We start from the raw sequence: 11,161 nt of genomic DNA on the forward strand, positions 1-11,161 counted from the left end.
TTGTCGTCCCCGCGTGCCGGGGAGTTTGGAGGTGCACGATGGCGACGAACAACGGCACGAAGACTGACGCATACTCGGGGCGGTCAGCGTTCTACCTGCGCCTGTACGTGTGGCGGTCGTCGCTGGATATCGCGAACAACCGGTCGCGGTACTCGTGGTGGTTGCGGGCGTACAACTCGTCGGGGTCGTCGCTGACGTACCGTCTGGACAATGACCCGTGGGCGGTGAATGTCGAGGGCTCCACCTGGTCTGGTGGGCATCACCTGGACTTCCGGGGTGGGCAGGCGTACATCGAGATCGCGTCGGGTACGACGGGGTGGAAGTCGCATTCGTCGTCGGGTGAGTTGCAGGTCAACTATTCCGCGTCGCATGGTCCGGCTGGTGTGTTCGGTTCGGCGGCACTGTCGGGCAGCTTCTACACGGATACGATCCCGATTCCGCCGTCGGGGTTGACGGTGACGCGTGTGTCGGACACGCAGCACACGTTGCAGTGGTCACGGCATTCGACGTATACGAAGGTTGGGATCAACCGTCGTACGGACGGCGGACCGTGGCAGCGGATCGCGACACCGTCGGGCAACCTGTGGACGTTCACGGATACGACGACGTCGGCTGAGCACGAGTACGAGTATGCGGTGCGTGGTATTGCTGCTGCGGGCGAGTCGGCTCAGTCGAACAGTGTGACGGTGCGGACGACACCGAAGGCTCCGTCTACACCGACCGCGGTCCGCACGTCCGGTGATGACATTCGCGTGGCAGCGTCGATGGGCGGATACGGGACGCATCTGGACCTTCAGGATGACGGCGCCACGGTCGTCTCGGCGCTACCTGAGTCGAGCCTGCCGTGGGACCACGTGGCGCCGAACCCGGCGATCCCGCACAAGTACCGCGCACGGGCCCGGGTCGCTTCGGGCGGCGCTGGTTCGACGACGCTGTACTCGGCGTGGTCGGGGTACTCCAACGTCATCCAGTTGATCTCGCCTCCGAACGCGCCCGTGTCGCTGTCCCCGAACGGTGGCACTGCGCCGTCGGATGAGGACGTGGTGCTGTCGTGGGTGCACAACCCTGTCGACTCCAGCCCGCAGTCCGCATTCGAGGCGCGTCACCGCCCGGTGGGTGGTGTGTGGACGACGATCAGCGGGACGACTGCGGACAGTGTGACCGTGGCCCTGGCGACTGACCATTTCGAGTGGGAAGTGCGGACGAAGGGTGCGCACCCGGACTGGTCGCCGTGGTCAGCGACCGCGGTGTTCGAGGTCATCGACCCGCCCGGCGTTGCGGTGATTCAACCGGCCACGATCTGGGATGCGTCGACGCTGCCCGTGGAGTGGACGTTCTTTCAGGCGCAAGCGCACCCGCAGTCGTCGTGGGAGCTCGAACTGCTCTCTGAGGGTGACGTCATCGAGTCCCGTCAGGGTGACGGTGCTGCCACGTCGATCACGCTGACATCTCGTCTTCCAGAAGGGTTCTACGAGGTGCGGGTGCGTGCCGCGGCTGGGGACGTGCTCTCGGCGTGGACGACGGTCGCGTTTGAGGTCGCGTTCATCCCGCCCGGCCCGCCGGTGATCACTGGTGTCTGGGATGAGTCGCAGGGTGGCGTGGTGCTGTCTGTTGCGGCTGAGGAATATGGCGGTGCTGTCTTCGAGGGCGGCGCCTGGTACACGGAAGTAGGAGTCTGAGATGGCGCGTAGTGAGATCGTGACGACGGGGTTGCATCAGCAGACCGTTGCGGGGGCTGTGACGTTGGGGGTGCAGCACGAGCACGTGTACGAGCTCACCGGGGGGGCGTCGCCTGTGGTGACGCTGGACGGGTACCCGGGCGCGCAGGTCGCGATCGTCTGGGCTGGGACGGCGGGCACGGTTGAGGGTCAGCCGGTTGCTGATGGTGAGACGTGGGTGGCGGTGCGGTTGTCGTCCGGGTGGCGACTGTACGCGGTCAGCAATCCGGTGCCGGGTGACGAGACTGCTCCTACCGCTGGCACGCTGTCGGCTTCTTCGATCAGCGATGCGGGGTTCACGTTGACGGTCACGGGGGCGTCGGATGATGTGGCGTTGCACGCGTCTCCGTTCCGTTTCTCGACCGACAACGGGGTGACTTGGTCGGCGTGGCAGGCGTCTCCGCAGTTGGTGGTGTCGGGCCTGTCGGCGTCTACGACGTATCAGTGCCAGCATGAGGTGCGCGACTCGTCGGGGAAGACCTCGGCGGGGGCGGTCGTGCCGGTGACGACGACGGGTGTGGTTGTGCCGTTGCGTGACAGGTTGCTGTCCTACGCTCCCCAGTACCTTGCGGTGTTGGATGACTCTGCGGGTGCGACGACGGTGCCGAATATCGGCACGGCGGGCGGGACGCTGACGGTCAACGGTACCCCGACGTTTGGACGCCCCGGCATGGCGGATGCCCCTTCTTCGATGGCTTCCTCGACCAGCAACTACGTGAACCTCCCCAACACCACCATTGAAGGGCAGACTCAGGCAACCGTGATGATCCTGGTTCGACGGGTCGACAACACCGTTGCCAGCCCTACGCTTTTGGGGAAGAACCTGGGATGGGGCGTGAAGATGGCCCCGTCCGCGGACGATCTCAGTCACGCCGCCGCCGCGACTCTCTCCGGCACGCATCAGGGCGGATTCGTCCCCTTCGACACCGACCCGCATCTTGTCGGGTTCACCTTCGACAACGGAACGGTAACCGTCTACCTCGATGGGGCACCGGTGAAGACTGCCAGCGGGCTGGCGTCCCCGATCGCTGACCCGCAGCCGACCTGGAAGGCGGCTATCGGCGTCTCGTACGGAAACGCGGGCGACAACGCCGATGTCAACTACGGGTTCGTGCTCGCGGGCACCGCACTCACGGCGGGGCAGATGATGGACGCAGCAGTCTCGGCGGGGGTGGCGTGATGTTGCTGTTGCTCGCCGCGACCGAGGGTACCGCGCCCGACCCGGAGCCGACTGGGCCTTTGCGGAACGTTGCGACGATGCTCAGCACGACCGACCGGCCAGGCAATGTCTCGGCAGGGGGAACCACTGTTGGCACGAAGCACACGGTCGTCTCGGCAGTGGAGAGCCCTGTCGTGCGTTGGGTGCTGTCGAAGCCCGCACTCGGCGGCACTGTCACCTCCACAGCCACCGTTCGCGCGGCTATCCGTGTCGGGGCTGGCGCATTCGTCCCGGTGACCTTCGACGGCCAACCGGAAACGTCGTTCCCGATCACCGCATCCGGGGAAGTCGTCATCATTGAATCCGATCCGATCCCCGTCACCATCCCGGCGGGGAGCGAGGTAACGGTGAACGTGTGGGGCAACTCCGACACCGGAGGGGCAGTGCAAGTGTCACCGAATACCTGGATCAGCGGCGTTGACCCGGGGTACATCCTCGGCGGTCAAGCGACTGTCGTGGACTCCACGTACTCCACCGGCCTTTTGAAGCCTTCCATGCGACCCGCGGCTATCCTCGGGCCAGGAACTTTCCCATCATGGGTGCTCACAGGTGACTCAATCACCATGACCTCGAACAGCCACCTCGAACGGTGGGCGCGAGGAACGGTGCGGGCCGCGGTGAAGTCCGCAATGGGCGGGGAAGGCTGGTACCACTACCCGGCAGTGTTCAACCAACGGCTCGGGCAGGTTCTCCCGTTCGGCACCCACGTGCTGTCGGCAATGGGCGTCAACGACGTGAATACCTCCGCGGCCACAGCCATGCAGAACGCTGTGAGCTACTGGCAACAGATCCGATCCTTCGACGAGATCGAGCAACTGATCGCCTGCACGATCACACCGTGCTTCGTCTCGTCAACGGATGGATTCACGACGCTCGAAGGGCAGACCCCAGCCACGAACAACAGGCCGGAGGTGAACGCCTGGCTGCGTGACGGCGCACCTTTGCTGTCTGGCGTACCGTCTCCCGGTTCGACAGACCCGGCCACGGTGCGCATCGGCCAGGCGGGACACCCGGTCGACCTGCTCGCCGACACGTCATCGGTGATCCAGGACGCCGACGACACTGGGCGGTTCCGGGTGGACGTCGGGCCACTCGGGGGCGACGGGACGCACTTCAACAGTGCGGCGCACGACCTGATCAGCGGGTATCTCGCGTCCATCCTGCCGTAGCGCTGAAAGGGGACAGTCATGCCAACGAACATCGGTTTTGACGAGCACGACCGGCCCTACGTCGAGACGGGCGCCGACGAGGGCCGCATCGTGGAGGTCGGAGACAGGCTCGCAGTCGAGCCCATCCCGACCAGCCCCACCCACTTCACCCTCGAACGCTCCATCGACGGGCAGACGTGGGAGAGCGTGCTCGGCGACACCCCGTCACCTGACGGCGTCACCCTCATCGACTGGGAATCCCTCTCCTACGGGGACACCCTGTACCGTGCCATCGCAACAACGGTGGAGGGTGCGACAGCGGTCACGGAGATCACCGTCGAGGCAAGGTCGATCGCGATCTGGCTGTCCGGCGGTGTCGGGTTCGGCGAAACATGCCGACTGCCGATGAACCCGGACATCTCCCGCGCCCCTGGCCGGGGTCGCGCTCTGAAGCACTACGCAGGGAGCGAAGAACCCACCGCCTACAGCAGCGAGAGACTCACCCGTGTCTGGCAAGTTGGCGGCCGTGTCACCGACCGCACGTTCATCGAGGAGTGCGCCACTCCGGATGAGCTTGTCGAGCTGATCGAGAATCCCGAGGCGCTGTTCCTGCTGCGCACCCCGGATGGGCACCGCCGCTACGGGGCCCCCAAGGACCCGCAGCTGCACCGCCAGCACGCGGGCACTTACGACCCGGGCGAGTTCCGGCCGTGGAACGCGTTCTGGGGATTCAGCTTCCAGTTCACGGAGGCGAAGAAAGAGGGAGCCTGAGATGCTGGTGCGTTGGTCGTTCGAGCTGCTCGACTCCCAGGACCGCAAGAAGGACATGTTGCGGGGTGTGACCGGCGGGCACGCGGAGATCGTCGCACAGTCACCATTGGGCGGCTCAGGAGCGTTGAGCTTCGATGCTTCTGACCCGTCCAAGGTGCCGGACTTCATGTCCAACCGGGTGCGCGCCACCTTCCACAAGGGCGCCGAATCGTGGCCGTTCGGGGTGTTCCTGTTCTCCCAGCCGAAGGAACGCCACTCCGAGTTCGGGGTCGTCGGGTACGACATCACCCTGCTGACGAAGATGAACGTCGTCCAGGAGGACGCCCTCGACGCCCGCCTGACCCTCCCGGCCGGGACACCGGTCGTTCAGGCGGCCGTCGACCTACTCACCTCCACCGGGGAGACACGCATCGCGGCGACCCCGTCGTCGTCGGTGCTCGCTGGTCCGCTGACGTTCGAGGCGGCGACGTCGAAGCTGGAGGTCATCAACACGCTGCTCACGTCCATCGGCTACTGGTCGCTGCGGTGCGACCGCAGCGGGCTCTTCCGGATCGAGCCGTACACGCGACCCGAGGACCGACCCCCGGCACACGAGTTCGAGCACGGTGAAACGTCCCTGCACTTCCCGGACTGGGCGCGGGAGCAGGACCTCACGTCGGTGCCGAACAAGGTCATCCTGATCGGGTCCGCCGCCTCCGATGAGGTGCCGCTGGTCGGCATCGCCCGTGACACCGATCCGACCTCGCCGTTCAGCTACCAGAACCGGGCGAAGGGCTCCCAGCCGGGCCGGTGGATTCCCCACAAGGAAACCGGCGTCGAGGCGGAGTCGCAGGCGGTGATCGACCAGCTCGCCGAGCGGAAGCTGCGCGACCTTCGAGACCGCGTCGCGACGTTGAAGCTCGACCACGCGATGCTCCCACTCGAGGCGCATGACCTGGTCGGGTTCACCCCGGAGGACGGGCGCCGCCGGTTGGCGACGGTGCAGCGGATGCGGTTCACCTTCGACGAGTTCACCGACGTGCAAGCCGAGTGGAGGGAAGTCGGATGAACGCTGGTCTGGCCGAGCTGATCCGTAAGGTGCGGGTGCTGTGGCGGTACTACACCCTCATGCCGAAGCTGATGGCCGGGACGGTCGCGTCCGTGTCGCCGCTGACGGTGTACCTCGACGGTGATCTTGACGACGACGACAACCCGATCGCGACGCCGGCCGTGTCGATGACGGGCACGCTCACCCTCGGCGCAGCAGTGTTCTGCGCGGAGAAGGACAACCGGATCACCGTCATCGCATCCTCGTAGCTTCACGCCCCCCACTCAGACACCTCAGGCCCCGCCGTTGCGTGGGGCCTTCGTCGTACCCGGAAGGAAACCCCATCATGTCCAAGCTCCCGATGCCGTTCGGCAACCCGGCCACCTACGCCGGCCACAGCGGGGTCGACTTCGCGCAGCGGGAGGGCACTCCGATCCCCGCGTCCGGCGACGGCGTCGTCTACCACCGCAACTGGAAGATCAACGGTGGCTTTCAGATCTGGGTGCGCTACGACCTCAACGGCAAGGAAGTCGGCTACGCCCACATGCCGTCGCACGCTCAGTGCCCGCCTGTTGGGACGCGCGTGCGCGCGGGGACGAAGATCGGTGTCGTCGGCAACACGGGCCGCTCGACCGGCCCGCACCTGCACATCGAGATCAACGGTGACGCGACCACCGCCGGCGTATGGCGTGCATTCACGCGTGACGCGGTCGTGGGTGGCTCTGTCGCCGGCGGCATCACATCCGGCGGGTGGAACCAGACTTCCCGGCCGACGAAGGACATTCAGCGTCTCATTGGTGCGGAGCCCGACGGCATCCACGGCCCGGACACGGACCGCAAGATCAAGGCCTGGCAGAAGGCGAACCGTCTCACCGCCGACGGCATCTGGGGTGTGCTCTCCGACGCGGTCGGCTTCCCGATCACGGAGGACGGCGACCCGGGCGTGCGAACGATCGCGAAGCTACAGCACGCGGTCGGCGCGAACATCGACGGCGTCGACGGCCCGGACACGAACCGCCACCTGCAGGAGCAGCTCGGCGTCGTCGTCGATGGCATCCGCGGTGCGGGCACGATCCGTGCACTGCAGGCTGTCGTAGGCGCGAAAGTCGACGGCGAGGAGGGGCCCGACACCTGGCGGAAGACACAGCGGCACCTCAACGCCGGCAGGTCGTTCCGTCCTGCCGCGCCGCCCAGCACACCGGAGGGATCGGTGCTCGACCCGGCCGCCCCGTGGAAGGACCAGCCGGTCGACTACAAGGACGCGAAGTGGGTCGGTTCGCCGAACTTCAACAACGGCCAGGCGCCGGCACGGCGGAAGGACCACATCGACCTGCACTGGTTCGGCTCACCGTCGACCCTTGCGGGCACGGATGCGCATTTCCAGCAGCCGGGGACGATCAAGAACGGCCGCGGCACGGGCGCGTCGTCGCAGTACGGTATCGGCGCCGACGGCACCGTGCACCAGTACGTCCGCGAGGTCGACTACGCGCACACCAACGGTGACACGGACGCGAACGCCACGGGCATCACGATCGAGCACGAGGGCGGCCCCGGCAAGCCGATCACCGACGCCACCTACGAGGCGTCCATCCGCCTGGTCGCGGATATCGCGCGGCGTATCGGGATCAAGCAGCTGGTGTGGGAGCGCAACATCTTCCCGCACCGTCACTACGTCGCCACCGAATGCCCCGGGACGCTCGACCATGAGCGCATCATCGCTGGCGCGAACGCACTGCTCGCGCCCGAGGATGTGCCGGGTGAGACGGTGACGGTGCCCCGGGCTGAGCTGGAAGCGCTGCGCGACGTCGTCGACGGGTGGCTGTCATGACCCGCCGCCGCAACATCCAGCATGGCCAGAAGCGACCCCGGATGTACGCGCGCGGTGAGTTCGTCGCTGGCGGTGTCCTGCTCGCGATCCTGATCGCCGCGATGCTCTCGCCGCTGTTGCCGGCGGTGATCGGGTGACTGAAGGCGTACTGGTCACGATCATCACCGCCGGACAGGCGATCATCCTCGCGCTGATCGGGCTGCTCGGCGTCCGGCTAGGGAAGGTGAAGCGCGACGTCAGCGCAGCACGGTGGCAGGTCGAGAACACCCACGACACGAACATGCGAGAGGAGAACGATTCCCGCCACGCGGAGACGAAGCGGTGGATCGACGACCTCAGCGACAACTTCACCGACCAAATCAAGACTCTCGCCAAGGACCTCGGCGGCATGCGTGCCGAGATCCGCGGCGACCGAGAGACACATCGCGCACTCGCCGACCGTGTCACCCACCTCGAACGAAAGAAGGACTCATGACGTTCACTCTCGATCCGGCACTGGTCATCCAGCTGCTGGTGTCCACCGTCCTCCCGCTGCTCGTCGGCCTGGTCACCAAGACCGTCACCAGCGGTGGTGTGAAGGCCGTCCTGCTGGCGCTGTTCGCGCTGGCGTCGTCGCTGCTCACCGAGCTCGGCGTCGCGATCAGCAACGGCACCGTCTACGACGTCGGCCAGGGGCTCCTGCTCGCCCTCCCGACGTTCCTCATCGCAGTCGGCCTCCACTACGGACTGTGGAAGCCGACCGGCACGTCTGCTCGTGCGCAGCAGATGTTCGATCGCAACACGATCGTCATGCACGAACGACGCTGACGAGCGCCGTCATGCTCCGCGGAGCCGCTATGGTCGGCGGCATGGACTTCACGCAACAGACCATGCTGCTCATCGTCTTGAACGTAACTGTCATCGTCCTCAGCACGCTCATCGGGCTGCTGCTGACGTACCTCGTGATCCGGCAGGGCGTGTTCCATGGCCTGCGGGCACACACCCGATGGATCGACCAAGGCAAGGACGGCCGCTAGCCAAACCTCACTCGTCGTGCACGAGTCACGCTGATACCCGACACGACAAACGCCCCTCACCCTCCATCTCGGAGCGGTGAGGGGCGTTTCGTCGTGTTCTAGGAGCGGCGGACGCTCAGCAGTTGCCACCCGTCCGGTACCAGCGCTGCCATCGCGTCGAGATCTTGCGCTTCGATCTCGCGGACGCCGTCGCGGCGGCTGATCTCACGCGGCCCGGTCCGATCCCACCCTGCAGGCGTGGCTGCGCGCACCGCCGCGTCGAGCGCTTCGAGGGTGTCCGCTTCAACATCGATCGTGCGGGTCTCGATGGGGCGGATGACACCGATGAGCATGATCTCAGATTAGCGGCGGTGTGAAGTGCGACCCTGCCGTCGATCGCTCCCGCCCGAGCGCAACCGCCTCGAGTGTGCTGATCGCCTTGAGCGCGTCGACGAGTGCGGCACTGTCCGGGTCGGCTTCGTTGAACCCTGCCCACAATCCGGCTTCCTCGGCGAGCAACTCGGGGTGTTCGCCGGCGATGCGCTGCAGCTCGGCGATCACCGGGCCGGGGTCGGTGGTGTACCGGTTGCGGGACATCGCCGCCGACAGCTCCACGGAGAGGGTGGTGAGCGGGTCGAGTGGGCGGGAGGACATGGGCGGGACTATACGCCGGGGCGGGGACGCCAGTCGTCGATGTCGGGACCGTCGAACGCTGGCGGCATGCCCACCGGCTCGATCTCGATCCGATACCCGCAGTGCGGGCAGACGGACGCGTCCGGGGTGTCGCGCATCACGATCCCGTCACCTGGGCATCGGGGCTGACCGAACTCATCCATGCCGGCGGGGAGGTCAGTTGGGGGTGGGGCGTTCGACGCGCGCAGCGAGGATGCTCCATCGGGACGGCGGCAGGCCCTGGTCACGGCGGGCCTGCTCGGCGTTCGCTTCGAGAACGCCGGTGCGTACAGCGGAGACGACGAGGCGATAGCCGATCCAGAGCACAAGTGCGGTGAAGCCGAGGGCGAGGACGAGGACGAGCAGGACGTAAGCGATCATGCCTGTACCGTAGCGAACGCGCGCGCCGCGGCGCATCTGGTGATGAGATCGCTTGCGTCGGACGCCCGATGAGTTTGGCCCCCTCGACTGGACTCGAACCAGTAACCGACGGATTAGAAGGCCGTTGCTCTATCCATTGAGCTACGAGGGGATGTGCTCCTAGGCTACCTTCCGCCCGGACCTCTCTGGAACGCGCACGGCCGGGAGGGTGAGCATCGCAGCCTCGATCGCGGTGTCTTTCACGCGTACGTACTTCTCGACGGACTGGGTATCGGCGTGGCGCATCGCTGCGGCGACGACGATCGTCGGGGCGCCGGCGTCGATGAGTTCGGTGGCGTACCAGGCGCGCAGCTGGTGGGGCCGGTGGGCGATGCCGGCGCGCTTGAATGCCTTCGAGAGCACGTTGGAGACGTTGTTCGGTGTGACGTGTTGGCCCTCGCGTGTGGGGGAGGGGAACAACCAACCGGCGGTGCGCCATTTCTCGAGTTCGCTCCACACGGTCGGGTGGATGGGGCGCCACACCTCGACGCCGTTCTTTGCTTCAGCGGACAGGATGCGCCGCCTGGCCCAGTCGACGGAGCCACCGGATACGGCTGCGATCTCGGCGGCGCGCATCCCCTGGTAGGCGTACAGCAGTACCCACATGCGGGTGCGCCGGTAGATGCCTGAGTGCAGCAGGTACTCGATGTCTTCGGTGGTGACCGGGTCTGGCTCTTGGCGGGGGACACGCACCTTGGGGAGCTTCACGGCGGGGTTGTCGAGGCGGAACTCTTCGTCCTGCATCCAGGAGAAGAACCCGTACATGAGCGACTTGTAGGTGGCGCGGGTGGATGCGGCGAGTCCGGGGCGGCCGAGGTCGCGGATGAGGTCGTGTCGGGTGACGGTGAGCAGCGTCTGCCCGGTGCGCTTGAGCATTGCGCGGAGGCTGATAGTGCGTTCCTTGATGCTCTTCGCTGTGGAGCCGGATGCGGTTTGGAAGGCGGCCCAGTAGTCGAGTAGCGCGTCGTCGTCCAAGATGTCTCTCCCTTGATTTTCGGGGGAGACTAGCGACAAGTGGCGAGGCTTGCTCACGACTACCGTTGGTGGGTTAGGTGCTCGCGGATCGCGTCCATCCACGCGAGCATGTCGTCGGCGGGGAACCGGTGGCCGCCGACACCGACTTCGTTGTTCTCCGAGATGAACACGTCAGGGAAGTCGACGCTGAACGCGTAGCCGGGTGCGCCGGGGCGGGTGGTGCTGAGTCTCACACCACGGTCGCCGGGGTAGTCGCGGCCTCCGGAGAAGTCGAACGGCTCGGTGCTGGTCGCGATGGTCATGATGCGGCCTTCATTGCGCGGAACTCATCCAAGCTCGCGATGGGCGAAACTGCGGACTTGTAATCTGTTGGTCGCAGGTTCGAATC

17 protein-coding genes and 1 tRNA gene are annotated in these 11,161 nt (G+C 66.2%); 11 read left to right on the forward strand and 7 right to left on the reverse strand.

The window, feature by feature from the left end; all coding sequences use genetic code 11:
• Positions 1-38 precede the first annotated feature (38 nt).
• The 11 genes from PTQ19_RS07180 to PTQ19_RS07230 all read left to right on the forward strand — a co-directional run bounded on the left by PTQ19_RS07180 (position 39) and on the right by PTQ19_RS07230 (position 8,727).
• Positions 39-1,679: a fibronectin type III domain-containing protein gene (locus tag PTQ19_RS07180; RefSeq protein ID WP_274368964.1), complete on the forward strand. Its 1,641-nt coding sequence runs from the start codon at positions 39-41 to the stop codon at positions 1,677-1,679.
• Between the two features lies 1 nt (position 1,680).
• A complete protein-coding gene (locus tag PTQ19_RS07185) occupies positions 1,681-2,898 on the forward strand; it encodes a hypothetical protein (protein ID WP_274367279.1) in 1,218 nt (405 codons plus the stop codon).
• Positions 2,899-2,975: 77 nt separating this feature from the next.
• Positions 2,976-4,106, forward strand: coding sequence for an SGNH/GDSL hydrolase family protein (locus PTQ19_RS07190; protein ID WP_274367280.1), 1,131 nt, complete (start codon positions 2,976-2,978; stop codon positions 4,104-4,106).
• Positions 4,107-4,124: 18 nt separating this feature from the next.
• Complete coding sequence (locus tag PTQ19_RS07195) at positions 4,125-4,856, forward strand: hypothetical protein (protein WP_274367281.1); 732 nt, start codon at positions 4,125-4,127, stop codon at positions 4,854-4,856.
• A 1-nt stretch (position 4,857) separates the two neighbouring features.
• Positions 4,858-5,904 carry a hypothetical protein gene (locus PTQ19_RS07200; protein WP_274367282.1) on the forward strand — a complete coding sequence of 349 codons (1,047 nt, stop codon included), beginning with the start codon at positions 4,858-4,860 and terminating at the stop codon, positions 5,902-5,904.
• Positions 5,901-6,152 (forward strand): hypothetical protein, encoded by a 252-nt coding sequence (locus PTQ19_RS07205; protein ID WP_274367283.1) that lies wholly within the window; start codon positions 5,901-5,903, stop codon positions 6,150-6,152. Before PTQ19_RS07200 ends, PTQ19_RS07205 begins: the two co-directional genes overlap by 4 nt.
• 77 nt (positions 6,153-6,229) lie before the next feature.
• On the forward strand, positions 6,230-7,711 hold the full coding sequence (locus tag PTQ19_RS07210; RefSeq protein ID WP_274368965.1) for an N-acetylmuramoyl-L-alanine amidase: 1,482 nt from the start codon (positions 6,230-6,232) through the stop codon (positions 7,709-7,711).
• Positions 7,708-7,848, forward strand: coding sequence for a hypothetical protein (locus PTQ19_RS07215; RefSeq protein WP_274368966.1), 141 nt, complete (start codon positions 7,708-7,710; stop codon positions 7,846-7,848). Before PTQ19_RS07210 ends, PTQ19_RS07215 begins: the two co-directional genes overlap by 4 nt.
• Entirely contained in the window at positions 7,845-8,186 is a 342-nt protein-coding gene (locus PTQ19_RS07220; protein ID WP_274368967.1) for a hypothetical protein, read from the forward strand. Before PTQ19_RS07215 ends, PTQ19_RS07220 begins: the two co-directional genes overlap by 4 nt.
• Positions 8,183-8,518, forward strand: coding sequence for a hypothetical protein (locus PTQ19_RS07225; protein WP_274368968.1), 336 nt, complete (start codon positions 8,183-8,185; stop codon positions 8,516-8,518). The genes PTQ19_RS07220 and PTQ19_RS07225 overlap by 4 nt, the downstream gene beginning before the upstream one ends.
• Before the next feature lie 41 nt (positions 8,519-8,559).
• Positions 8,560-8,727, forward strand: coding sequence for a hypothetical protein (locus PTQ19_RS07230; RefSeq protein WP_274368969.1), 168 nt, complete (start codon positions 8,560-8,562; stop codon positions 8,725-8,727).
• 98 nt (positions 8,728-8,825) lie between these two features.
• Here the strand turns inward: PTQ19_RS07230 and PTQ19_RS07235 are convergent, their stop codons facing one another.
• From PTQ19_RS07235 to PTQ19_RS07265, 7 genes are all read right to left on the reverse strand, one after another.
• Positions 8,826-9,059, reverse strand: coding sequence for a hypothetical protein (locus PTQ19_RS07235; RefSeq protein WP_274368970.1), 234 nt, complete (start codon positions 9,057-9,059; stop codon positions 8,826-8,828).
• Between the two features lie 4 nt (positions 9,060-9,063).
• Positions 9,064-9,360, reverse strand: a complete 297-nt coding sequence (locus PTQ19_RS07240; protein WP_274368971.1) for a hypothetical protein — start codon at positions 9,358-9,360, stop codon at positions 9,064-9,066.
• 8 nt (positions 9,361-9,368) lie between these two features.
• On the reverse strand, positions 9,369-9,497 hold the full coding sequence (locus PTQ19_RS07245; protein WP_274368972.1) for a hypothetical protein: 129 nt from the start codon (positions 9,495-9,497) through the stop codon (positions 9,369-9,371).
• A 58-nt stretch (positions 9,498-9,555) separates the two neighbouring features.
• On the reverse strand, positions 9,556-9,759 hold the full coding sequence (locus tag PTQ19_RS07250; protein WP_274368973.1) for a hypothetical protein: 204 nt from the start codon (positions 9,757-9,759) through the stop codon (positions 9,556-9,558).
• Positions 9,760-9,834: 75 nt separating this feature from the next.
• A tRNA-Arg gene (locus PTQ19_RS07255) sits at positions 9,835-9,910 on the reverse strand.
• 8 nt (positions 9,911-9,918) lie between these two features.
• Positions 9,919-10,773 carry a tyrosine-type recombinase/integrase gene (locus tag PTQ19_RS07260; protein ID WP_274368974.1) on the reverse strand — a complete coding sequence of 285 codons (855 nt, stop codon included), beginning with the start codon at positions 10,771-10,773 and terminating at the stop codon, positions 9,919-9,921.
• A 59-nt stretch (positions 10,774-10,832) separates the two neighbouring features.
• Complete coding sequence (locus tag PTQ19_RS07265) at positions 10,833-11,075, reverse strand: hypothetical protein (RefSeq protein WP_274368975.1); 243 nt, start codon at positions 11,073-11,075, stop codon at positions 10,833-10,835.
• Between the last annotated feature and the right edge of the window lie 86 nt (positions 11,076-11,161).

The sequence above is a fragment of the Microbacterium esteraromaticum genome (genome assembly GCF_028747645.1).
GTDB lineage: Bacteria > Actinomycetota > Actinomycetes > Actinomycetales > Microbacteriaceae > Microbacterium > Microbacterium esteraromaticum_C.

Coding starts and splice junctions, on each gene's coding strand:
- PTQ19_RS07180 (WP_274368964.1), top strand. CDS start 39: ATGGCGACGAACAACGGCACGAAGACTGACGCATACTCGGGGCGGTCA.
- PTQ19_RS07185 (WP_274367279.1), top strand. CDS start 1,681: ATGGCGCGTAGTGAGATCGTGACGACGGGGTTGCATCAGCAGACCGTT.
- PTQ19_RS07190 (WP_274367280.1), top strand. CDS start 2,976: ATGCTCAGCACGACCGACCGGCCAGGCAATGTCTCGGCAGGGGGAACC.
- PTQ19_RS07195 (WP_274367281.1), top strand. CDS start 4,125: ATGCCAACGAACATCGGTTTTGACGAGCACGACCGGCCCTACGTCGAG.
- PTQ19_RS07200 (WP_274367282.1), top strand. CDS start 4,858: ATGCTGGTGCGTTGGTCGTTCGAGCTGCTCGACTCCCAGGACCGCAAG.
- PTQ19_RS07205 (WP_274367283.1), top strand. CDS start 5,901: ATGAACGCTGGTCTGGCCGAGCTGATCCGTAAGGTGCGGGTGCTGTGG.
- PTQ19_RS07210 (WP_274368965.1), top strand. CDS start 6,230: ATGTCCAAGCTCCCGATGCCGTTCGGCAACCCGGCCACCTACGCCGGC.
- PTQ19_RS07215 (WP_274368966.1), top strand. CDS start 7,708: ATGACCCGCCGCCGCAACATCCAGCATGGCCAGAAGCGACCCCGGATG.
- PTQ19_RS07225 (WP_274368968.1), top strand. CDS start 8,183: ATGACGTTCACTCTCGATCCGGCACTGGTCATCCAGCTGCTGGTGTCC.
- PTQ19_RS07230 (WP_274368969.1), top strand. CDS start 8,560: ATGGACTTCACGCAACAGACCATGCTGCTCATCGTCTTGAACGTAACT.
- PTQ19_RS07235 (WP_274368970.1), bottom strand. CDS start 9,059: ATGCTCATCGGTGTCATCCGCCCCATCGAGACCCGCACGATCGATGTT.
- PTQ19_RS07240 (WP_274368971.1), bottom strand. CDS start 9,360: ATGTCCTCCCGCCCACTCGACCCGCTCACCACCCTCTCCGTGGAGCTG.
- PTQ19_RS07245 (WP_274368972.1), bottom strand. CDS start 9,497: ATGCGCGACACCCCGGACGCGTCCGTCTGCCCGCACTGCGGGTATCGG.
- PTQ19_RS07250 (WP_274368973.1), bottom strand. CDS start 9,759: ATGATCGCTTACGTCCTGCTCGTCCTCGTCCTCGCCCTCGGCTTCACC.
- PTQ19_RS07265 (WP_274368975.1), bottom strand. CDS start 11,075: ATGACCATCGCGACCAGCACCGAGCCGTTCGACTTCTCCGGAGGCCGC.